Annotated in this window: 19 protein-coding genes; all 19 read left to right on the plus strand. The window is 36.1% G+C overall.

The window, feature by feature from the left end:
• Positions 1 to 48: 48 nt before the first annotated feature.
• The 19 genes from rfbC to BELBA_RS04535 all read left to right on the plus strand — a co-directional run bounded on the left by rfbC (position 49) and on the right by BELBA_RS04535 (position 21,252).
• Complete coding sequence (gene rfbC, locus BELBA_RS04445) at positions 49 to 597, plus strand: dTDP-4-dehydrorhamnose 3,5-epimerase (RefSeq protein ID WP_014771561.1); 549 nt, start codon at positions 49 to 51, stop codon at positions 595 to 597.
• A complete protein-coding gene (locus BELBA_RS04450) occupies positions 598 to 1,350 on the plus strand; it encodes a tyrosine-protein phosphatase (protein WP_014771562.1) in 753 nt (250 codons plus the stop codon).
• Positions 1,347 to 2,306, plus strand: a complete 960-nt coding sequence (locus BELBA_RS04455) for an SDR family NAD(P)-dependent oxidoreductase (RefSeq protein ID WP_014771563.1) — start codon at positions 1,347 to 1,349, stop codon at positions 2,304 to 2,306. The genes BELBA_RS04450 and BELBA_RS04455 overlap by 4 nt, the downstream gene beginning before the upstream one ends.
• Before the next feature lie 148 nt (positions 2,307 to 2,454).
• Complete coding sequence (locus BELBA_RS04460) at positions 2,455 to 3,870, plus strand: tetratricopeptide repeat protein (protein ID WP_014771564.1); 1,416 nt, start codon at positions 2,455 to 2,457, stop codon at positions 3,868 to 3,870.
• 30 nt (positions 3,871 to 3,900) lie between these two features.
• Positions 3,901 to 4,671 carry a phosphosulfolactate synthase gene (locus tag BELBA_RS04465; RefSeq protein WP_014771565.1) on the plus strand — a complete coding sequence of 257 codons (771 nt, stop codon included), beginning with the start codon at positions 3,901 to 3,903 and terminating at the stop codon, positions 4,669 to 4,671.
• A gap of 50 nt (positions 4,672 to 4,721) precedes the next feature.
• Positions 4,722 to 5,657 carry a DUF368 domain-containing protein gene (locus BELBA_RS04470; RefSeq protein ID WP_041779226.1) on the plus strand — a complete coding sequence of 312 codons (936 nt, stop codon included), beginning with the start codon at positions 4,722 to 4,724 and terminating at the stop codon, positions 5,655 to 5,657.
• Entirely contained in the window at positions 5,654 to 6,394 is a 741-nt protein-coding gene (locus tag BELBA_RS04475) for a shikimate dehydrogenase family protein (RefSeq protein WP_014771567.1), read from the plus strand. The genes BELBA_RS04470 and BELBA_RS04475 overlap by 4 nt, the downstream gene beginning before the upstream one ends.
• Before the next feature lie 25 nt (positions 6,395 to 6,419).
• Positions 6,420 to 7,673 (plus strand): pyridoxal-dependent decarboxylase, encoded by a 1,254-nt coding sequence (locus BELBA_RS04480; protein ID WP_014771568.1) that lies wholly within the window; start codon positions 6,420 to 6,422, stop codon positions 7,671 to 7,673.
• A 355-nt stretch (positions 7,674 to 8,028) separates the two neighbouring features.
• Complete coding sequence (locus BELBA_RS04485) at positions 8,029 to 9,183, plus strand: radical SAM/SPASM domain-containing protein (protein WP_014771569.1); 1,155 nt, start codon at positions 8,029 to 8,031, stop codon at positions 9,181 to 9,183.
• 167 nt (positions 9,184 to 9,350) lie between these two features.
• On the plus strand, positions 9,351 to 11,975 hold the full coding sequence (locus tag BELBA_RS04490; RefSeq protein WP_014771570.1) for an SLBB domain-containing protein: 2,625 nt from the start codon (positions 9,351 to 9,353) through the stop codon (positions 11,973 to 11,975).
• Between the two features lie 5 nt (positions 11,976 to 11,980).
• Positions 11,981 to 13,048, plus strand: coding sequence for a GumC domain-containing protein (locus tag BELBA_RS04495; protein WP_014771571.1), 1,068 nt, complete (start codon positions 11,981 to 11,983; stop codon positions 13,046 to 13,048).
• A 14-nt stretch (positions 13,049 to 13,062) separates the two neighbouring features.
• On the plus strand, positions 13,063 to 14,373 hold the full coding sequence (locus BELBA_RS04500; RefSeq protein WP_014771572.1) for an oligosaccharide flippase family protein: 1,311 nt from the start codon (positions 13,063 to 13,065) through the stop codon (positions 14,371 to 14,373).
• Positions 14,374 to 14,400: 27 nt separating this feature from the next.
• Positions 14,401 to 15,321, plus strand: coding sequence for a class I SAM-dependent methyltransferase (locus BELBA_RS04505; RefSeq protein WP_014771573.1), 921 nt, complete (start codon positions 14,401 to 14,403; stop codon positions 15,319 to 15,321).
• Between the two features lie 25 nt (positions 15,322 to 15,346).
• On the plus strand, positions 15,347 to 16,291 hold the full coding sequence (locus BELBA_RS04510) for a glycosyltransferase family 2 protein (RefSeq protein WP_014771574.1): 945 nt from the start codon (positions 15,347 to 15,349) through the stop codon (positions 16,289 to 16,291).
• 44 nt (positions 16,292 to 16,335) lie between these two features.
• Complete coding sequence (locus BELBA_RS04515) at positions 16,336 to 17,199, plus strand: class I SAM-dependent methyltransferase (RefSeq protein WP_014771575.1); 864 nt, start codon at positions 16,336 to 16,338, stop codon at positions 17,197 to 17,199.
• 83 nt (positions 17,200 to 17,282) lie between these two features.
• Positions 17,283 to 18,671 carry a hypothetical protein gene (locus BELBA_RS04520; protein ID WP_014771576.1) on the plus strand — a complete coding sequence of 463 codons (1,389 nt, stop codon included), beginning with the start codon at positions 17,283 to 17,285 and terminating at the stop codon, positions 18,669 to 18,671.
• A complete protein-coding gene (locus BELBA_RS04525) occupies positions 18,661 to 19,797 on the plus strand; it encodes a glycosyltransferase family 4 protein (protein WP_014771577.1) in 1,137 nt (378 codons plus the stop codon). The genes BELBA_RS04520 and BELBA_RS04525 overlap by 11 nt, the downstream gene beginning before the upstream one ends.
• A complete protein-coding gene (locus BELBA_RS04530) occupies positions 19,790 to 20,497 on the plus strand; it encodes an acyltransferase (RefSeq protein WP_014771578.1) in 708 nt (235 codons plus the stop codon). The genes BELBA_RS04525 and BELBA_RS04530 overlap by 8 nt, the downstream gene beginning before the upstream one ends.
• A complete protein-coding gene (locus tag BELBA_RS04535) occupies positions 20,494 to 21,252 on the plus strand; it encodes a class I SAM-dependent methyltransferase (protein ID WP_014771579.1) in 759 nt (252 codons plus the stop codon). The genes BELBA_RS04530 and BELBA_RS04535 overlap by 4 nt, the downstream gene beginning before the upstream one ends.
• Position 21,253 lies beyond the last annotated feature (1 nt).

Genomic DNA, 21,253 nt, shown 5'->3' on the forward strand with positions numbered 1-21,253 from the left:
TTTATATTAATAAAAGAGCCAATTCATTGGTAAATCAAACAATAAAGCATGAAAGTACACCCAACTCCATTTGAAGGGGTTTTTGAACTGATACCAAGGATTTTTGAAGATAGTAGAGGGTATTTCTTTGAATCCTTTAGAGCGGAAGCCTTAGAATCACAAGGAATACAAATCAATTGGGTTCAAGAGAATCAATCTTACTCCCAAGCGGGAACCATCCGTGGTTTACATTTTCAAAAAAAACCTTATGCTCAAGCCAAATTGGTTCGGGTTATCCATGGAAAAGTTTTAGATGTAATTGTTGATTTGAGAGAGGATTCCAAGACTTTTGGTCAACATTTTAGTATAGTGCTAGATAGTAAAATCAACAATGCCCTATTTATTCCAGAGGGTTTTGCTCATGGATTTTCTGTATTGGATACAGCGATTTTCATGTACAGGTGTTCCAATTATTATAATAAAGAAGCTGAAGGAGGAATTCTATGGAATGATCCTGAGTTAAATATAGATTGGCAAGTAGAAAATCCTATTCTTTCTGAAAAAGATATTACATGGCCAACATTAGAGGAATTTAAAAGACACACAGGGGGTTTATAAATGAGTATTTTTGATATTTTTAGAAGGAGTAAATCCAACAATTCCCAAGAAAACCTTAGGCTTGATTGGATGCAGATAGATATGCACTCTCATCTCATTCCTGGCATAGACGATGGAGCAAAAACATTGGAGCAATCCATAGAATTGATCCAAAGACTCAAAGGTTATGGAATAAAAAAAATCATCACTACGCCCCATATCATGTGGGAATTTTACAAAAATACTCCTGAGATCATAACGAATGGAATCAAGGCACTACAAGAAGAATTGTCAAATCAAGAAATAGATATAGAAATTCTTGGCGCGGCTGAGTATTACTTAGATGAATTCTTTTTTGAGAAAATAAAAAAAGGAGAGCAATTATTGACTGTTTCGGACAATTTGATTTTGGTAGAAACTGGTTTTATTGAAAAACCAGCTATTTTACTAGAAACCTTGTTTGAACTTGAGCTTCAACATTACAAACCTATCTTGGCACATCCAGAAAGATATTTCTATTTATTGAATGATAAAAAGCTGGTTCAGGATTTATTGGATAGAGAAGTTTATTTTCAAATTAATCTTCTTTCTTTGACTGGTTTTTATTCCAAAGAAAGCAGGGTATTTGCCGAGACGCTTATAGATGAAAACCGTATAAAACTGGTGGGAACTGATTGCCACAATGGAAAGTACCTAGATGCTTTGGAGACATTGCCTCAAAGCAAGTATTATGAAAAATTACAGGAATTAGACTTGTTGAACAAAACCCTATGAAGATTCTCATAACAGGTGCTTCAGGATTGGTAGGAAGTTATATTGCCAAAAGATTTTTTGCACTGGGAGAAATCCATGCGCTCAAAAGACCTCAAAGTGACGATTCACTACTTCAAGACAAGAGAGTCAAGTGGATAGAAGGGGATATTAATGATTATCAATCTTTAGAAGCTGCATTTGAAGGCATGGATATGATTATACATGTTGCAGGATTGGTTTCATATCTTGATAAAGATAAAAAAGCATTGATGGATGTAAATCTGATTGGAACGGCCAATGTGGTCAATGTAATGCTTCAAAAAAACATCAAAAAACTGATTCACATTAGTTCTGTCGCTGCATTAGGAAGAACTCCAGAGGCTTTCACTGTAACGGAAAGCCAAAAATGGACAGAATCTCCCCTCAATTCACCTTATGCAATTTCAAAATATTTGGGAGAATTGGAAGTGTGGAGAGCGGCTCAAGAAGGCTTGGATGTTATTGTAGTCTATCCTTCAGTTGTTTTAGGAAGGATTACAGATGATCGAACAAGCACAAAAATCTATGATTATGTACTGAAAGAGAATTCTTATTATCCAGCTGGAATCATCAATTATGTAGATGTAAGAGATGTAGCAGAGGCCGTCGCACAATGCTACATAAAAGAAACTTGGGGAATGCGCTACATCATCAATGCAGGCTCAATTCCATACAAGCAATTTTTTGAAAAACTGGGTAAAGCATTTGGAAAAAAGCCCCCAACTAAACCGATTAGTAACGGTATGCTCAAAATCGTGCTAGCAGCTTCTTGGCTTGGAAGACTATTAGGATTGAGCAAGATTCCAATTAGTCCACAATCTGCCAAACTTGCCCAACTTAAATTCAGCATGTCTAATGAAAGAATCAAGAAGGAGCTCAATTTTGAGTTTAAGACATTAGAAGAAACCATATCTTGGGCAAAAGAGAACGAATCCTAGGATGCTGTCGTTTGAAAAGATCGAAAATAGAGAATCGCTCCAACAAAACAGAGGCGAGCATTTATTCTCACAAAGCAAAAAATAATTTGAATTGATTTTGAGACACTGATTTAATTGGTATCTTAAGTTAGAATTTAAAATATAGCCGATGACCGGAGATTTTGAAAACGAATGGAATAATGATAAAGAGTTGGTAAAAAGGTTTGAAAACTCTCTCAAAGCTAACCTAGACCTTTATTTTGAAGAAGAGGAGCTGGAAGATATCATCCGGTTTTATTTTGAAAATCAAAAATTCCTCAAGGCACTTAGAGCCTCCACACATGCTTTGGAAAAATTTCCATTCAGCATAGAGATCAAATTACTCAAAGCACAATGCCTCATTTTTAATGACGAATTGGAAGAAGGTCTTGAGCTTTTAGAAAATATCAATAATATTTCTCCCAATAATGAAGAAATCATCTTGGCTTTGACCAATGCGATGATGATTTCGGGAAGTATCAAAGAGGCCATAGCTATTCTTGAGGAGTTTCTTCCTTTAGCTGAGGACAAAGCTGAAGTATATTATTCCCTAGGCACCTTTTATAGGGCAGATGATAATAAAGAAAAAGCTGTCTATTACTATAAAGAATGTGTCAAAGTCAAGATCAACCACGAAGACGCACTCTTTCAATTGGCAATGATCACAGAAGAAGAAGGGTCGTTTAATGAAATCTTGGAGTTTTACCAAGAGTTTATAGATCAGGATCCTTATTCTGCGGGAGCTTGGTACAATTTAGGTGTTGTTTACAATCGATTAGGGAGGTTCGAGGAGGCGATCAAAGCGTATGATTATGCATTGATCATTGATGATGCTTTTGCTTCAGCATACTTCAATCTTGGCAATGCTTATATGAATACTGAGCAGTTCGAATTGGCACTCGAAGCGTATCAAAATACGATCAACTGTGAGGGAACAAATTCTGAAAACTGCTGCTACATGGGAGCAGCTTATGAAAAGCTTGGGCAGATCGATCAGGCTTTTAAATATTTTAAGAAATCAGCAAAATTAGATCCTGAATACGAAGATGCGTGGTTTGGCTTAGGAATGTGTATGCTGAAAAAAGAGAAATTTTTTGAGGCAATTCATTATTTCAAGAAAGCAATCAAGTTGTCTGACGATAATGCAAATTATTGGGTTGGCTTGGCAGATGCAGAGTATCAATTGGGAAATCTCCATGCAAGCTCTGAAGCTTATGAAGAGGCAATCAATTTGGAACCTGGAATTGTAGAGACCTATATCAATCTTTCTATTATTTATTTCGATCAAAATAGATTTGAAGAAGCAGAAGATGTCATTAAAGAAGGGATAGAGGAGTTGCCCGAAAACTCAGAGTTATATTATCGCTTGGTAGTCTATCTCATCAAAGCAGGTAAATACAAAGAAGCCTTTACTTATTTAGAAAATGCATTAACTTTGGACTTTGAAAAGCATACGATATTGTATGATTTGATGCCTGAGGTAAAGCACCAAAAGGCTATTTTCAAGATTATCTCTCAATTTAAGGAAGGTTCTTCGCCTTCTTGAAATCAATTTAATACCTGAAAAACAAAGAGAATGAACTATGTTCTAAACAACGTTCCTGTACGTACAGAGAAACCACGTACCGCAGGTTTTACCATGGTCATGGACAAAGGACTCAGCATAAGAGAAGTTGAAGATTTTGTAGATGCGCATGGAGAATATGTTGATATTGTAAAATTTGGCTGGGCTACTTCTTATTTGACGAAGAACCTAGCCCAAAAAATAAGTATTTACCAAGATGCTGGAATTCCGGTTTATTTTGGTGGGACTTTATTTGAAGCCTTTGTCATTAGAAATCAATTCGAAGACTACAGAAGGGTTTTAGAAAAGTATAATTTGAGCTATGCGGAAGTTTCCGATGGGTCTATCAGTTTGGCCCATGACAAGAAATGTGAGTTTATAGAAACCTTGAGCAAAGACGTCACGGTCCTTTCAGAAGTAGGCTCAAAAGATGCCGCTAAAATCATCCCTCCTTACAAATGGATCGATCAGATGGAGAAAGAACTTCAAGCTGGATCTTGGAAAGTAATTGGTGAGGCAAGAGAAGGGGGAAATGTTGGGCTTTTTAGAGATTCTGGAGAAGTAAGACAAGGTCTTGTGGAAGAGATTTTGACAAAAATCCCAGAAGAAAAAATCATTTGGGAGGCTCCGCAGAAAGAACAACAGGTATGGTTTGTAAAACTGCTCGGTGCGAATGTCAATCTAGGTAATATTGCTCCAAATGAACTTATTCCATTAGAAACTATCCGACTGGGACTTAGGGGTGATACTTTTGATCATTTCCTTGGAGATATAAAATTATAAAAAACTTGGACTGTCTTATCTCAACAAGACAGTCCAATTCGTTTTCATTCATGACTCAAATCAAAGAAAAAATCCTTACCTATCTGAAAGGAATGTCGATGGGTGCAGCAGATATAGTTCCTGGAGTTTCTGGTGGATCTATTGCGCTTATCACAGGGATTTATGAAAAACTGCTTAACAGCATCAATGCTATAGACAAAACAGCTCTGAGACTTTTGTTTAAGTTTCAACTTAGTGCTCTATGGAAGCATATCAACGGAGGATTTTTAGCAACGCTCTTGTTTGGAATTCTAACTAGCATTTTCGCTCTTTCTAAGTTAATAACCTACCTGATTGAAAATCACCCAATTCCTGTTTGGTCTTTTTTCGGTGGTCTGATCATCATTTCTGCTATCATCATTCTTCGGGATATCAAAAAGTGGTCTTTGGGAGTCGTAGCTGCAATTTTGCTTGGAATCCTTGGAGCCTATTTATTTACTAGCATTCCATCAGTAAGTTCTCCAGAAGGATATTGGTTTACATTTGTAGCAGGCGCAATTGCCATTTGTGCAATGATTTTACCAGGAGTTTCAGGAAGTTTTCTTCTCTTGATGCTCGGACAATACGAACGGATTTTAGCTGCTGTTTCAGATAAAAACTTCTTGGTCATTGCTATTTTTGGTGCAGGTTGTATTACAGGCCTCTTACTATTTAGCCGAGTGATTTCTTGGTTATTAAAAAATCACCACGCACTTACTATTGGATTATTATCTGGTTTTATGCTGGGTTCAATCAATAAGCTTTGGCCATGGAAAGTCGTATTGAGTTATCGCTTGTCTTCTTCTGGAGCTCAGAAGCCACTTTTGACAGAAAATATTCTTCCTCAAAATTACCTTGCTGTAACTGGAGAAGAATCTTTATTTTTACAGGCAATATTGGCTTTTTCTTTTGGTATTCTGTTGGTAGTAGGAATTGAAAGGCTAGCCTATTATTTGAAAAAACAATGAGAAAATTCGGCTTAATCGGTTTTAAACTTTCCCACTCCTTTTCTAAGAAATATTTCTCTGAGAAATTTGAGAGAGAAGGAATGTCTGATTGTCAATTTGATCTTTACGAATTGGATGAAATCGAGCATTTGAAAGATGTTTTGACTCAAAATAAAGAGTTAGAAGGCTTGAGTGTAACCATTCCTTACAAAGAGAAAGTGATCGCACTTTTGGACGAACTCGATTCAGCTTGTGAAAAAATCGGTGCAGTCAATTGCATTAAAATTGAAGGTGACAAACTCATTGGATACAATACCGATTATATTGGTTTCAAAAATTCACTTGAAAACTGGTTGGGTGAGGATCGCCCAAAAGCATTGGTTTTAGGAACTGGAGGTGCTTCTAAAGCAGTAAATCAAGCTTTGAGAGATTTAGGAATTGAATATTTGATTGTGTCTCGTACATCTAGTAATGTGGAAGGAATGATTACTTACCAGGACCTCAAAGCAGATGAAAACATCTTGCAAAGTCATCATCTTATCATCAATTCTACCCCTCTTGGGACATTTCCAGAGACTGAAGTGATGCCAGAGATTGATGTGAACTTGATCACAAATCAGCATAAAGTGTATGATTTGGTCTATAATCCTGAAAAAACTTTTTTGATGCGCTCCATGGAAGCACGAGGTGCTATAGTTAAAAACGGTTTGGAAATGCTACATCTTCAGGCGGAAGCTGCTTGGAAGATTTGGAATTAATTTCTTACCATTTTAACTTATTATCATGTATTGGAAAAAATTATCACACGAACAAATCAAAGAAATCGTCTTCAAAGCTCTTGGTGAAAACCTTGATTATAGAGGCGAAAGACCAATTCTTGGAATTCCAGGCACTTACTTGGATACCTCAGAATTTTATCCTGATGCCCCATTCCTTCAAGATGCTCCTTATATGTCTGCCATGGTGCGTAACCCAAATCATATTGGCGTACATACGTTGAGCGACAAATCTGTTTTGGAAGTCTTTGAAGGAACACAAAAGATTGAAAGAGAATTAATACACTTAGTAGCCGAGGAAATTTTCAATGGAGAACCCAATGGCCAAGATGGCTATGTCGCTACAGGAGGAACGGAAGCGAATATCCAAGCCATGTGGATATACCGCAATTATTTCATAAAAGAGCATGGTGCCCGACTGGGAGAAATCGGCTTAGTCTATTCAGAAGATTCTCACTATTCTATGCCTAAGGGAGCAAACATCCTTAACATTCAAAATATCATTCTTGAAGTAGATTCAGAGACTAGGGAAATCCTTAAATCATCTCTGGAAGAGAAAATCAAAGAAGCCAGATCGAATGGAGTCAAATACTTTATTGTCATTGCCAACTTATCTACAACGATGTTCGGGTCGGTGGATGATATCGATATGTTGGGTGATTTTTTCAGTAATCAAAATGTGGATTTCAGAATTCATGTTGATGCTGCGTATGGAGGATTTATCTATCCTTTTACCAATACGACGAGTCGATTCACATTTCAAAACCCATACATGAACTCTATAACAGCGGATGGGCACAAAATGCTTCAGACGCCTTATGGTACTGGTTTGTTTTTGATCAGAAAGGGATATATAGAATATGTGAAAACTGAAGAAGCACAATACATTCCGGGAAAAGACTACACGATCAGTGGAAGTCGCTCCGGTGCCAATGCGATTTCAATGTGGATGATTTTAAAAATTCACGGCTCCGAAGGATGGAAATATAAGATGGAAACCCTCTGTGACAAAACTGAGCGGATTTGTAAGAAATTGGAGAAAATGGGTGTGGAGTATTTCAGAAATCCATATAATAATATCATAGCCATCAAAGCTAAATATATGTCAGCCGAACTTGCTGACAAATACTATTTGGTTGCAAATTCCTACGAACACAAAGCTGAATGGTACAAAATTGTGGTGATGCCTCACGTCAAGCCCGGTACTATCGATAGCTTCCTAATGGATCTTGCAGGTGAGTTGAAATCGAAGAAGAATTGAGAAACTTAGGAATAAAAAAAGCGGAGATGTAAGATTCTCCGCTTTTTTCATGCTTAAATAACAAATTGTCTAAAGGTAAAAACGATATTCGATTAATAATATTCATTTATAAACATGCGACCCTTTTAGGGTCGTTGGGTACGATACTGTATCCTATTTTTTCTATAAACATGCTATCCCTTCAGGATAAATAAAGATAAAATCTAATCGATTATGCTTTTTTTTAAAGTTAATGTTAGAAATATTACCGATATAGATAAGCTCAACGTAATTTTGGTTAGTTTCTATTATAGATCATGATTGATAAATCTCGACCTCAAATAGGTTTAATGTTTCTGGGAAAACCAATATGCACATGCCAACCCCGACCCCATTGGGCATACGCGTTAACTTAAGCGTATGCCCACTGGGGTCGAATGTCTTCATTAGATTTAAAGATCCAACATATTATCCCTTCGCAATAAATAACATTTTGCTAACTTACCTTCGTATATCTGATCGGACTTTTGTGAATCAATTAATTACAGCCCATAGCTATTTGAAACTACTCAGTTGGAGGAAAATCTCTAACTATTTTTTGTTATTCTCTTCATTTCACTATAGCCGTTGGATCAAAAAACCTATAGTCTGGGGAAAGCCCACGACACTCTCCATAGAACCAACCACAAGCTGCAATCTCAGATGCCCGGAGTGTCCAAGTGGCTTGAGGATCTTTTCCCGTCCAACAGGCATGATTCAGGAAGCACTTTTCAAAAAAATTATTGATGAAAATGCACCTGAGCTAACCTATTTACATTTATACTTTCAGGGAGAACCTTATCTGCATCCAAAATTTTTAGAATTGGTAAAGTATGCATATGAGCGAAAAGTCTTCACAGCTACCTCTACAAATGCACATTACTTGACAGAGCAAAATGTGTCCAAAACATTAGATTCCGGATTAAAACAATTGATCATCTCAATGGATGGAATCACTCAGGAAGTTTATCAGGATTATCGGATTGGAGGGAGTTTATCGAAAGTTCAGGAAGGGCTGAAATTGCTGATCGAAAAAAGAGCAGAAAGAAAACAGCTATATCCGCGAGTCATTTTACAATTTCTCGTCACAGGTAAGAATGAACATCAACTCAATGAATTGAAATATTGGGCAAGTGAAATGAAGGTGGACGAGTTGCAGCTGAAGTCTACACAGATTTACGATTTTGAAAATGGCTCTGAGTTAATTCCAAGCGAAGAGAAATATTCGCGATATATATTAGCGAAAAATGGAAAGTGGAAACTCAAAAAGTCCATTGAAAACAAATGTTGGCGCATGTGGCAAGGTGCTGTAGTAACTTGGGATGGACGGGTAGTTCCCTGCTGTTTTGACAAAGATGCCGAACATGTCATGGGTCAAATCAATTATACCCCAATGGCTGAAATATGGCAAAATTCAAAATATCAGCATTTTAGGAAACAGCTTCTTACAGATAGAACAGAGATAGAAATTTGTAAGAACTGTTCAGAGTAAATGAAAAACCCCTTATTTTAGCTCTTAGACTATTTCTTTACTGCATGGAATAGTTATCTTTACGCAAGTTTTCTCATATTTTATACTGAAAGAATACCATTCTTGCTTCTATGGATTGAACGCTTTCATTTTCATTGATGCAATTGATCTTAAATGTCTTTACCCTTATGCATTCACCTCTAATTTCATTATTTAGAAACCTTTGTGCTGCAATTATTCTCTTTTCAGCTCTTTTTTTAGTAATCCCCTATCAAGCTCAAGCCCAGTCTTTATCTGATATTTCTAGTATCAATGTAGAGGAACTGTCTGATGAGCAGATCAAAGAGCTTTTGAGAAGAGCAAGCGAAGCAGGGCTTTCTGAGGCTGAATTGATCCAAATGGCACGATTAAGAGGCTTGTCTGCGTATCAGATTGAAAAGCTACAAGAGCGAATTGAAAAAATAAATTTCGCTGGATCAATGGGAAGATCGACTACTGCTGGCGCCTCAAAAAGAGAACCACGTACCCAAGGTGACATCAATGAAATCACACAAGGAATTTTCAAATTTCAACAAAGTGATGCTTTGGAAGATGAAGAATCTCCTTATTTTGGGACTGACCTTTTTTATAACAAAAACAGGAAATTAACCTTCGAACCTAACTTAAATCTAGCAACTCCAAAAAGCTATATTTTGGGAGCTGGAGATATGATTTATATAGATATCTATGGCCAATCTGAGGAATATTATGAAGCTAATATCAATCCTGACGGGTTTGCGATCATAGATAATATCGGTCCGGTAAGTCTTTCAGGTAAATCGATAGAAGAAGCCACAGCGATATTGAAAAATAGAATCTCTGGTTTTTATGAGGGAATGAGGGGATCAAATCCAAATACTTTTATTCAGGTTACCCTAGGAAATGTAAGAACAATAAAAGTCCACTTAGTTGGTGAGGTCAGGTTGCCTGGAACATTTACGCTGAGTGCTTTCAGTTCGGTTTTTAATGCACTTTATGCAGCAGGAGGGCCAAATGAAAATGGTACCATGCGTAATATCAAATTGGTAAGAAACGGAAATGTTGTATCTACGATCGATATTTATGATTTTCTGATCAATGGAAAAGCTAATCTAAATCTCCAAATCCAAGATCAAGACATCATTTTGGTGGAGCCTTTTGAAGGTAGGGCCACGATGGAAGGTGAAGTAAAGAGAAAGAAGATATTTGAAGTGAAGAATGGTGAAAGCTTTGACCAATTACTCAAATACGCAGGAGGTTTTACCGATGAAGCTTTTCAAGACCGAATTACCGTAACGAGAGTGACTGGGAAACAAAGGGCAGTCTCTGATATCTTCAAAAATCAATTTGAAATTTTCACTGTCAAAGGCGGTGATGTCTACACCATAGGAAAAGTACTGAATAGGTTTAGCAACAGGGTTCAAATCAAAGGCGCTGTATTCCGTGAAGGAAACTACGCACTTACTGAAGGGTTGACACTTAAAAAATTGATAGAAAATGCTGATGGGATTAAAGGAGAAGCCTTCTTGGAGCGAGCGAGTATCTTAAGAACCAAAGATGACTTAAGCACAGAAATCATCAATGTCAATCTTCAAAACATTTTATCTGGAACTGCTCAAGATATTCTACTGGAAAGAGAAGATGTTGTCAGAATTTCAAGCATCTACGATCTCAAAGAAGAGATCTATGTTCAAATTACAGGAGAGGTAAAAAAGCCAGGAACATATCCTTTCTCAAAACAAATGACTGTAGAAGATCTCATTATTTTGGCAGGTGGACTTAGAGAAGCTGCAAGCACTGAGGATATAGAAATCGCAAGAAGAATTGAAAATCCTGAATCAGGGGTCTTTTCTACCTTGATTCCTATCACCATCAATCAAGATTTGAGTCTTTCAAATGAAACGGAAGTTCTCGCACCATTTGATAATGTGATTATCAGACGCAAGCCTAATTTCACTTTGGAGAAAATGATCTTTATAGAAGGTCAGGTAAATTCTCCAGGCGCATTTGCCGTGCAATCAGCGAAAGAAAGAATCTCTGATGTCATCGGCAGAGCAGGTGGTTTGACTGCCTTTGCTTATCCAAAAGGGGCAACGTTGATCAGAAGAACAGAATATTATGATACAGAATCTGAGCAACTTAGAAGACAGAAAAACCTGATCGATCTTCAACAAAAACTCCAATTCGACCCGAATAATACTGAAGCACAAGAATTACTTCTTGAAAGGTTATTCAAAGACTTAGGAAATAGAGAAGCAGATCAAAGTAGTGCGGCAGAAAGCTCTGCTGTATCTGATGTAAAAAAGGAAACGATTGCTGGAATCGCTGAAAGTAAAGCTGATATTTCTCCTATCAAGATCAAACAGACGGAAGCAGTGGCTATAGATTTAGAGAAAATCATCAATAATCCAGGTTCCGATTATGACTTGATTTTGGAAGAGGGGGATATCATTTCTATTCCGAGACAATTGCAAACCATCAGGATGCGTGGCGATGTCGTCTATCCTACAACCGTAAGGTATGAAAATGTAAAAGGGCTGAAGCACTACATCAATAAAGCAGGCGGTTTTGATTCCAGAGCAAATAGGAAGAGAACTTATGTGGTCTATGCCAATGGGGAAGTATCGAGAACAAGAAATTTCCTAGGCATTCGAGCCTATCCGAATGTTGAGCCCGGTGCAGAGATTTTCGTACCTACAAAAGGACCAAAAGTAATGCTTAGACCTGGTGAGTTAATAGGATTAACGACTGGTATAGCCACACTAGCTTTGATTATCTCACAATTAAGTCAATAAGTAGCATGTCAGAAAAGCATATTTTGGACGATAAGATTACTCTTAAAGAGATTGTTTTGAGATTTAGATTTTGGATCAATTATTTCTTGGGTCAATGGAAATTGATACTTGGAATTGTTTTGCTTGGGGGAATACTTGGAGCTGTCATTTCAATAGTTAAAAAGCCAGTTTATTTAGCAGAAACTTCTTTTGTATTGGAAGAATCTGATATGGGAGGTATGGGAGGCATGTCTGGATTGGCTTCATTGGTGGGAGTGAATTTGGGTTCTTTAGGAAGTTCAAGTGGCCTTTTTCAGGGAGATAACATCATGGAGCTCTATCGCTCTGACAATATGATTGATAAGGCACTTTTGAGTCCTTTTGATGAAGAATCCCTTTTAATTGATCGATTTATTGCTTTCAATAAGCTCCAAAAGAAGTGGAAAAGTAAAGTGGACTTGAGTGCTTTTGATTTTTCAATCGAAAGAGCGTCCTTTTCTGTGACACAAGATTCTGTAGTGAAGGAAATCACCAAGCTGATCAGAAAAGATCATCTTGGGGTGAATAAGCCTGATAGGAAATTGACCATCATCAAAGTAAGCATTCAATCTAAAGATGAGGCGTTTTCGAAAGTGTTTAATGAAACTTTGGTAGAAAAAGTGAATGGTTTTTATTTCGAAACCAAAACCAAAAAAACTGCTGAAAATCTACAAATTCTCCAAACACAAGCAGATAGTGTGAGGAAAATATTGGACGAAAGTTTAGTAGCTTATGCCAATACAGCCGATAGAATTCCCAATCCCAATCCGCTTTTGCAATCCGGAACAGTGGATGCCCGAAAAAGGCAAATTGACATCTCTGCTGCCTCATCAGTGTATTCAGAAATTGTCAAAAATCTGGAAATTGCCAGAGTCAATCATAGAAACAATTCACCCTTAATTCAAATCATAGATTCTCCAAGATTCCCATTACAAAGAATCGAAATCAAATTAAAAAAAGGAATTGTATTTGGAGCTGCCATCGCTTTTATCATGCTTTTGTTCTCGCTTTATTTGACGAAGTTGTATGAAATCTATGTGAGAGAAACCCGATAATCTTTTACTTTTTTATGCTTGAAAAAATATCCCCCTTTCCATTTATCAATCTGTTTCGAAATAAGTCGATTCAGAATTTTATTTTTTTGGCAATTATTCAAGCATCCAATGTTTTGATTTCTTTGATTTCTATGCCTCTGCTTATTCAAGGGATTGGCGTAGATCAGTTTGGGTTTGTGAATTTAGCGTTATCTGTAGTTGTCTTGGCCAATATCTTTGTGAGCTTTGGGTTCAATCTTAGTGCTCCTAGAGATGTCGCGATCAATCAAAAAAATAATACAGAACTTTCTCACTTAGTTTCTAATATTTTTTCAGGAAAGATCATTTTAGCGACGATTGCTTCAGCAATAATTTTAATTGCCATTTTTGGATTCAACTTATTCCAAGAATATCAGATTATACTAATTTTTTCTTTATTAATGTTGTTTTCAGAGGCGACTATGCCGCTTTGGTTTTTTCAGGGAATGGAAAAAATGAAGTTGATTTCCATTGCAAATATCTTCAGCAAGCTCCTTTTCCTGATGGGGATTGTTTTGTTTATCCACAGTCCAGACCAATCCAAATGGGTTAATTTTCTTTTGGGAGGAGCAGGGTTTTCAATCAATATTTTATTGCTTTTATATATTCATTATGAATTAGATATTACTTTTTACAAACCAAGATTGAGGCAGGTTTTCAATTCAATTAAATCTAATACTTTGTTTTTCTTTTCCCTTTTAGCTTCTCATATTTCAGTTAATGGAGGATTGATTATTCTTTCTTTTTTTGCAAACTCTAATACCTTAGGGATGTTTAGCTTGGCAGAAAAAATCGGATTGGTTTTGAGGATGTTTCCTGCTTTAGTGATTCAGGCTGTTTATCCAAATGCTTCGAAACTCTATCAAAATGATAAGGAAAAATTCTATAGATTCTGTATCAAAATAGCTGGCTGGGCATTGTTAATTGGAACATTTATATCCTTGGCCACTTATTTTCTAGCTCCAATCATTATTAAAGTACTCTCAAAAAAAGAACTCCCAGAAGCAGTATCCTTCTTAAAAGTTTTGGCTTTTGTGCCTTTTCTAGCCTGTCTTAACAATATCAATGTGATTCTGTTTTTAGCCAAAAATCAAAAAAATTTAATGTTCAATTCCTCTTGGCTGATGTGCTTGTATATGATTTTAGCATCAATCACTTTGACACACTATTATGGTGGAGTAGGGCTTTCATTTGCATTGATTTCAACAGAATTATTTGTGTTTTTTATCTGCATTGCACTAAATCTAAAACATAATAAAAGAGAGATCACTGATATTTTCAATATATTAATCAACAACAAAAGGTAAATTTACCTATTGAAATTCAAATGAATAATGATTGAAAATAGAGCTAAAGTATGTATTGCCTGCGGAAATTCAGAAGGGAATGAACATTTTCAAGCTTATGAAAAAATGTTTGGTCTTGGAGATGAATTTACATATCTGAATTGTCAAAAATGCAGATCACTACAAATCGTATCAGTTCCTGACAATCTTGATCGCTATTACTCTTCTCAATATTATACCACAGGGAAATTTGTCAAAAGCAATGCTATAAAAAATCTATTCAAAAAGGTTCGATGGCAATTTTATAATTTTGGGATATTTAAGAAATCCACAAAGCCTTATATCAATTGGATCAAAGAGCTAGATATTGATTTTAACAGCAAAATAGCTGACATCGGATGTGGACCTGGGCAATTGCTTTATGAGATGCACTGTTCAGGTTTCATAAATCTTCATGGATTTGATCCGTATGTTTACAAAGAGATTAACTTGAAAGGGTTAACTGTTAAAAAGGTTGCCATCGATAATATTAAGGATGAATTTGAAGTGGTGATGATGCATCATTCTTTTGAACATATGGCTGAACCCAAGAAAGTCTTCGACCTTCTATCAAGATTAGTCAAGAAAAATGGACAACTTCTTATCCGAACCCCGGTTTCTGATGCTAAGATTTGGAAAGATTATGGTATCAATTGGTTTCAAATAGATGCTCCAAGGCATTTCTTTATTCCTTCAGTCAAGGCTATGTTATCCTTGGCTCAAAATGCCGGCTTCAAGATAAAAAAAGTAGTTTTTGATAGTGATGAATCACAGTTTTTGATCTCCAAACACTATAAAAATGGTGGAAGTTTATTGAATTACGATGTTAATAGCATTAATAAAATCGAATTAAAGAAAGCTATACAACAAGCTAAAATTTATAATCAAGAGCTAATAGGAGATCAAGCTTGTTTTTATTTTACTAAATAAAACACATCAAATTTAATTGTACACAATGAAAAAAGATTCAAATCCTTCTGTGGCTATAATTCTGGTTAACTGGAATGGATTTGAATTTACTCGGGCTTGTCTTGTCTCCCTTTCTAGAATCGACTATTTAAATCATCAAATTTTTGTTATAGACAATGGTTCTACTGATGATTCCGTGCAAAAACTGAAAGAAGGATTTCAAAATATCACTTTATTGGAAAATAAAAGTAATCTAGGTTTTACTGGAGGGAATAATCTTGGTATCAATGCTGCTATACAGGCCAATTTCGATTTAGTACTACTCTTAAATAATGACACAGAAGTGGAACCAGATTTTTTATCCAATTTGGTGGATTTTCAACAAGCTAATCCAGAGTATGGCATCGTTCAACCCTTAATTTTATTCAATCAAGAAAGAGATGTCATTTGGAGTGGTGGTGGTAAATTCCAAACTTGGTTAGGAAGATCAAAAACGATAGCTGATAGAGATCCTTTAAATCAATATTCAAATGAAGTCCATAAAGACCTTGATTGGGCAACTGGATGTTGCATGCTTGTACCTGCTTATATTTTTAAAAAGGTTGGTCTGTTGAACGATTCCTTTTTTGCTTATTTTGAAGATGTGGATTTCTCTCTTCGCGTGGTTGAGTTTGGTTACAAAATTGGTCTTGAGCCGAAAGCTGTAATTTATCATGAAGCAGGAGCTGCCTCCAAAAAGCAATCCTCTGAAGGTCAGTTGAGCCCTACTGTCTTCTATCTCACAGCCAGAAATCAGCTTTTCCAATTGAGACTTCATACCAAATTTCCACATTATCTGGTAGCATGGCCATATCAAATCTTCAAGTTTCTGATATGGATAACTTATTTTTGTCTCAGATTACGGATTAGGAAAGTTAAAGCTGTTATTTTTGGACTTTATGACGGGTTAAGCAAAGACCCAAAATCTCAGGAATTGTTGCCTCCTCGGTAAACAATTTTATTAGTTTTACTTCTTAATGATTAATAAGCCGTTTAATGATTATCCATAAAAATTGTCCAATTTGTTCTTCTTCTAACATTGTCGGAGATGCGATCGACCTTCATCGATTCGGACCGCATATTTCAAGAGCTAGATGTAAAGATTGTGGGTTAGTTTTTGCCAATCCAATGGCTGATGCGAATGACCTATTTCAGTATTATAACAACTATTATGAAAAAGATATTTATCAAAGTACAGATTACAAAAGCACAATAAAAGAGGAGATTTTAAAAGTTAAAAGTCTGGATAAAGGTGAGATTTTCAAAAGTGCACCTCACTTCAGTATTTATGAAAAAACAGGGAAATTTTTGGATGTAGGTTGCGGACTTGGAATGGGCTTGGCTTATGCTCATCAACTTGGATTTGAGCTATATGCTACAGAATTTGATCAAGGGGCAATAAATTTTGTAGAAAGTGAATTTCCTGTCAAGGTTTTTAAAGGGGAGTTATCCACAGCTAATTATTTTGATTTTATCCATATCAGCCACGTTATTGAGCATGTATTGGACCCTAAAGCATATATAGCTGAAATGAAGAGGATATTAAAGCCAGGAGGAACACTTGCTATAGGAACTCCAGATATGTCAAGTCTACTCTATAAAAGCTACAAATGGTTGAATCACCTGCAACTCAAAGTTCCTCGAATTATCGATGGATTAGAGCATACATTTATTTTCCCTAAACATCTTTTGGCAACTTTAGTCAAAGAACAAGGACTTCAAATCAAATTGCATTATTCACATACCTTAGGAGATAAATATAGTAACCTGATCAAATACAAAATGCCTCTGAAAAATAAGCTTACACGAGTAGTTCAGAATTTCTTCAAAATCAATCAATGGATAGTCTGTGTAAAATAGGCATTACAAGAACCCATTATTTTTTTTCTAGTTGGGAAATAAGAACTTTACTTCCCTAAATTTGAGCTAACAACATCCACTGAATGCATTTTATTATTTTTGTAATTTTATCCACACTGCTCTTACTGACTATTTTTTGGACAGGTAGAAATGCTATTCTGCATGGAAAATGGGAATATATCATCTACTTTCTTTTGATTTATTTTCCAATTTATACAGTCTATTTAAGTGTCACTTATGCATCAACTGAATCGGTATTCGTAGTCAAATCACTGCAGTTCTTCAAAGATCTGATAGTAATTTTTGCTGTTCTTGTTTTTGTACTTTTTCAAAAAAATATCTTTCAATATCCATTTCGGCTTACACTTGTGGATAAGCTATTTGCTGCATTGATTCTACTTGCAGTATTTTTTCTTTTCGCTCCTATAGGAGAAGCTACCTTCTCAGGAAAAATCTTCTATTTCAAAGGAATGATTATTCCAGCCATGGTCTACTTTATGGGCCGAAATACCAAATTCAATAAACAAGAAGTGGCTTTGGTTTTCAAAATTATTTTTGGGTTAACAGTAGTTGGTTTTGCAGTCAACTTAATGGAAGTCGTTTTAGACACACATTTTCAAACGTTTACCGGTTATGCGAATTTCAATCAGGTTATCAACAATGTAGAACCATCAGGAAATTTTGGGCTTTCTTGGACCTTTGAAACACAAGCGATGACCAAGAGGCTGGCCTCTGTCTTTTCAGATCCTTTAGAACTATCAAGTTCCGTCTTGATGGGATTTGCAGCTGGGTTAATTTGGTATTTGACGAGTAAAAGAGAAGATTCAATTTCCTACATTTTTATCATGCTTTTTGCAATGGGAAGTTTGTTTTTTGCTGCATCAAGAGCCTCTTTCGCATCTTTCTTTGTGATGCTGTTTTTTATTGCAATCACTTTTAGACTTTATACCTTGATTATGATTGGCTTTTCTATGGTGGTCTCTTTTGTTGTTTTCGTAGTTTTCTTTGCTTCTGAAGACTTTTATTTCTTCGTCTTAGATACACTCACATTCCAAAACCTCTCTAGTGTTGGGCATCTCGTTGAGTGGTTGAATGCCTTAGAAGGAATGATTGAAAACCCTTGGGGTGCAGGTTTGGCCATGAGTGGTAATGCCGGTAGTGTTACTGATGATTTGAGGATTGGTGGTGAAAATCAATTTTTGATCTATGGTGTACAGTTAGGGTGGATTGGTATGATTATATACATTTTACTCTTAACTTTTTCAATTATCCATAGTATTCGTGTATTTAGAAATACAGACAATGTGATGACTGCGAGAATCGCATTCACAGGTGCAGCTGCCAAAACTGGATTAATCCTTCCACTTTTTACCGCCAATGCAGAAATGTATTTATACATCAGCTGGATTTCTTGGTGGATGATTGGTTATGCAATGAACAATTACTCAAAACTCAAAACCGATGAAGCCTAGGAAAAGAGTATTGATAGATGTGTTCTACCTTCATGTAGCCCAAACGGGCATCAAGACTTACATCCTTTCCATTTGCGAAGAAGTTAAGAAAAACGCCAATTCAGATCTTGAATATATTATCAGTCCTGATTTTGAAAGTGTTAGTCAAAGCACTTTTTTCAGAGGAAAAACCCCAAAATGGAAAAATCTTCTTTTTCAATTGTTATACCTTTTTAGGAAGCAGCTTATTCTTCCTTTGCTTTCCTTTTGGCATCAAGCAGACCTTATTTTCAGCCCTGATATTCTCAGTCCAATGTGGGGAAGAGGAAAAAAAGTTTCGGTCATCCATGATACTTTTTTTTGGGACAATCCTGAACATTATCAAAAAATCTGGCTCAAATACTTTTTATATTTCCTCAAAAAAGGACTCCAAAAAAATGCTTCTGTGGTGACAATTACGGAATTTTCTAAAAGTCGTCTCCAAAATATGAATGAATTCAAGGATCTAAGAATCGATGTTGCCTATCCATCATCTGGCTTAAGAAATAATGTGGATAACTCATTAAAATCTTATTCAAAATCACCAGAAAGATATTTTTTACATGTGGGTGTCCTGGAGATAAGAAAGAACCTTAGCATGTTGATCAAAGCATTTTCCGAACTTATCCACATTCCTGAATATGCAGATTTTAAACTTTTTCTTGTCGGGCAGAGAGGTCCAAGAGAAACATTGGATGATTATGATAACCTGATCGCTTTAGTGAAAAAGTACAAGCTAGAAGAACAGGTTATTTTCCCAGGCTATGTCAGCCAAGGACAATTGAGCACTTATTTTCAAAATGCCTTAGCTTATATTTTCCCTTCCTCAAATGAAGGGTTTGGTTTGCCTGTTTTGGAAGCCTTTTCATTTGGGCTGCCTGTCATTGTTTCCAATCAAGGTGCACTGAAGGAAGTAGCTGGAGATGCCGCATTAATTTTGGAGGAGAATATTTCTGAAAATTTGCTTAGGAACATGATCAAATTAATTGAAGATGAGCATTTACGAGAAAGTTTAAGAAAGAAAGGGATAATGAGGCTCAAGGAATTTACAACGGAGAAGTTTTTCTTATCTTTGGCGCAAACTTTCAACGATATTTTAGATGAGTAATTTCCTAGGGAAAAGTATTTCAAAAATCACTGGAATTGACCTAAGCGAAAGGTTTGGTGATGATTGGGATAGTTTATCCACATTGGGAGTAATTTTTCGAATGAGTATTTGGCTGATCCGAGGCACATGGTATAGATGGAGATTAAAGTCAGTAAAGGGAGTTTTTTTAGTTGGAAAAAGAGTGACGCTAAGGCAAGTAGGATATATTGAAGTGGGGAAAAATTTTATCGCACAAGACCATTGCGAAATTAATGGACTTTCTCAAAAAGGCTTAATTTTTGGTGATAAAGTGACAGTAGGCAGCTATGCAATTATCCGACCTACAAATTTATATGGTGGTGAAGCAGGTGTTGGTCTAAAAGTTGGAAATAACAGCAGTATTGGGCCGTATAGCTACATTGGTTGTTCAGGATATATAGAAATTGGAGATAACGTAATGATGTCTCCTAGAGTCAGTATTTACTCTGAAAATCATAATTTTGAGGATGTGGATAAGTCCATGATTGAACAGGGTGTTACACGATCCTTTGTGAAAATTGAAAATGATTGTTGGATAGCTGCAAATTCTATAATACTTGCCGGAGTTACCGTAGGAAAAGGGTCTATTGTAGCAGCAGGATCTGTGGTAACGAAAGATGTTCCACCATTCAGTATTGTTGGAGGAAATCCTGCAAAAATTATTAAATCTAGATTAAAATGAAGCGTGATTCTTTAGATAATTGGAAGAAATTTGGGAAAACAGACCCTTACTTTGGTGTACTTTCAGATGAAAAATACAAAACAGAAAACATTACAGAAGATGGCTTGAATGAATTTTTTGAAACAGGAGAAGCGTATGTAAAAGAAACTGCTGAGAGAATTACACAAGCATTTTCTATTTCTTTGGACCAAGCGTCTATTCTGGATTTTGGTTGTGGAGTAGGACGATTGGCTATACCTTTTTCGAGAATTACAGGCAAAGAAGTCGTAGGCTTGGATATCTCTCCAGAAATTATTGAAAAGGCAAAAGAACATGCCCATACATTTGAAAGAGAAAATGTAAGATTTCAAGTGTATGATGGAAAAAACCTTCCAGAGCTTCCTTCTTTCGACCTTGTAAATTCATATATCGTCTTACAGCATATTGAAGTAGATCGAGGGCTTGCTTTACTTCAACAGCTATTGGATAAGGTGAAAATTGGAGGGGTCGCTCACGTTCAGATAACTCACGGTCACGAACTGCCAACCAAATCCTATCTGAACTTTTATTTGAGAACAAAAGTGCCTGCTTACAATTTTTTGTACTCTTCAATAAAACACAGGGAATTTAAGTTTGAACCAGTAATGCAAATGAACCTCTACAATACTAGTTTGCTAAAAAGTCTTTTTGCTAAATATTCAAGTGAGGTCAAAGAAGTAAAAACGAATCATGGTGGTTTTTTAGGAAGTTTCTACATGATTAAGAGAGAATATTAGA

This window comes from Belliella baltica DSM 15883, assembly GCF_000265405.1.
In the GTDB taxonomy this organism is placed as follows: domain Bacteria; phylum Bacteroidota; class Bacteroidia; order Cytophagales; family Cyclobacteriaceae; genus Belliella; species Belliella baltica.

Bases quoted from the DNA above. Each gene is read 5' to 3' on its own strand.
- BELBA_RS04505 (WP_014771573.1), top strand. From the start codon at position 14,401: ATGATTGAAAATAGAGCTAAAGTATGTATTGCCTGCGGAAATTCAGAA.
- BELBA_RS04495 (WP_014771571.1), top strand. From the start codon at position 11,981: ATGTCAGAAAAGCATATTTTGGACGATAAGATTACTCTTAAAGAGATT.
- BELBA_RS04470 (WP_041779226.1), top strand. From the start codon at position 4,722: ATGACTCAAATCAAAGAAAAAATCCTTACCTATCTGAAAGGAATGTCG.
- BELBA_RS04490 (WP_014771570.1), top strand. From the start codon at position 9,351: ATGCATTCACCTCTAATTTCATTATTTAGAAACCTTTGTGCTGCAATT.
- BELBA_RS04475 (WP_014771567.1), top strand. From the start codon at position 5,654: ATGAGAAAATTCGGCTTAATCGGTTTTAAACTTTCCCACTCCTTTTCT.
- BELBA_RS04530 (WP_014771578.1), top strand. From the start codon at position 19,790: ATGAGTAATTTCCTAGGGAAAAGTATTTCAAAAATCACTGGAATTGAC.
- BELBA_RS04515 (WP_014771575.1), top strand. From the start codon at position 16,336: ATGATTATCCATAAAAATTGTCCAATTTGTTCTTCTTCTAACATTGTC.
- BELBA_RS04520 (WP_014771576.1), top strand. From the start codon at position 17,283: ATGCATTTTATTATTTTTGTAATTTTATCCACACTGCTCTTACTGACT.
- BELBA_RS04525 (WP_014771577.1), top strand. From the start codon at position 18,661: ATGAAGCCTAGGAAAAGAGTATTGATAGATGTGTTCTACCTTCATGTA.
- rfbC (WP_014771561.1), top strand. From the start codon at position 49: ATGAAAGTACACCCAACTCCATTTGAAGGGGTTTTTGAACTGATACCA.
- BELBA_RS04465 (WP_014771565.1), top strand. From the start codon at position 3,901: ATGAACTATGTTCTAAACAACGTTCCTGTACGTACAGAGAAACCACGT.
- BELBA_RS04500 (WP_014771572.1), top strand. From the start codon at position 13,063: ATGCTTGAAAAAATATCCCCCTTTCCATTTATCAATCTGTTTCGAAAT.
- BELBA_RS04510 (WP_014771574.1), top strand. From the start codon at position 15,347: ATGAAAAAAGATTCAAATCCTTCTGTGGCTATAATTCTGGTTAACTGG.
- BELBA_RS04535 (WP_014771579.1), top strand. From the start codon at position 20,494: ATGAAGCGTGATTCTTTAGATAATTGGAAGAAATTTGGGAAAACAGAC.
- BELBA_RS04480 (WP_014771568.1), top strand. From the start codon at position 6,420: ATGTATTGGAAAAAATTATCACACGAACAAATCAAAGAAATCGTCTTC.
- BELBA_RS04455 (WP_014771563.1), top strand. From the start codon at position 1,347: ATGAAGATTCTCATAACAGGTGCTTCAGGATTGGTAGGAAGTTATATT.
- BELBA_RS04450 (WP_014771562.1), top strand. From the start codon at position 598: ATGAGTATTTTTGATATTTTTAGAAGGAGTAAATCCAACAATTCCCAA.
- BELBA_RS04485 (WP_014771569.1), top strand. From the start codon at position 8,029: ATGCCAACCCCGACCCCATTGGGCATACGCGTTAACTTAAGCGTATGC.
- BELBA_RS04460 (WP_014771564.1), top strand. From the start codon at position 2,455: ATGACCGGAGATTTTGAAAACGAATGGAATAATGATAAAGAGTTGGTA.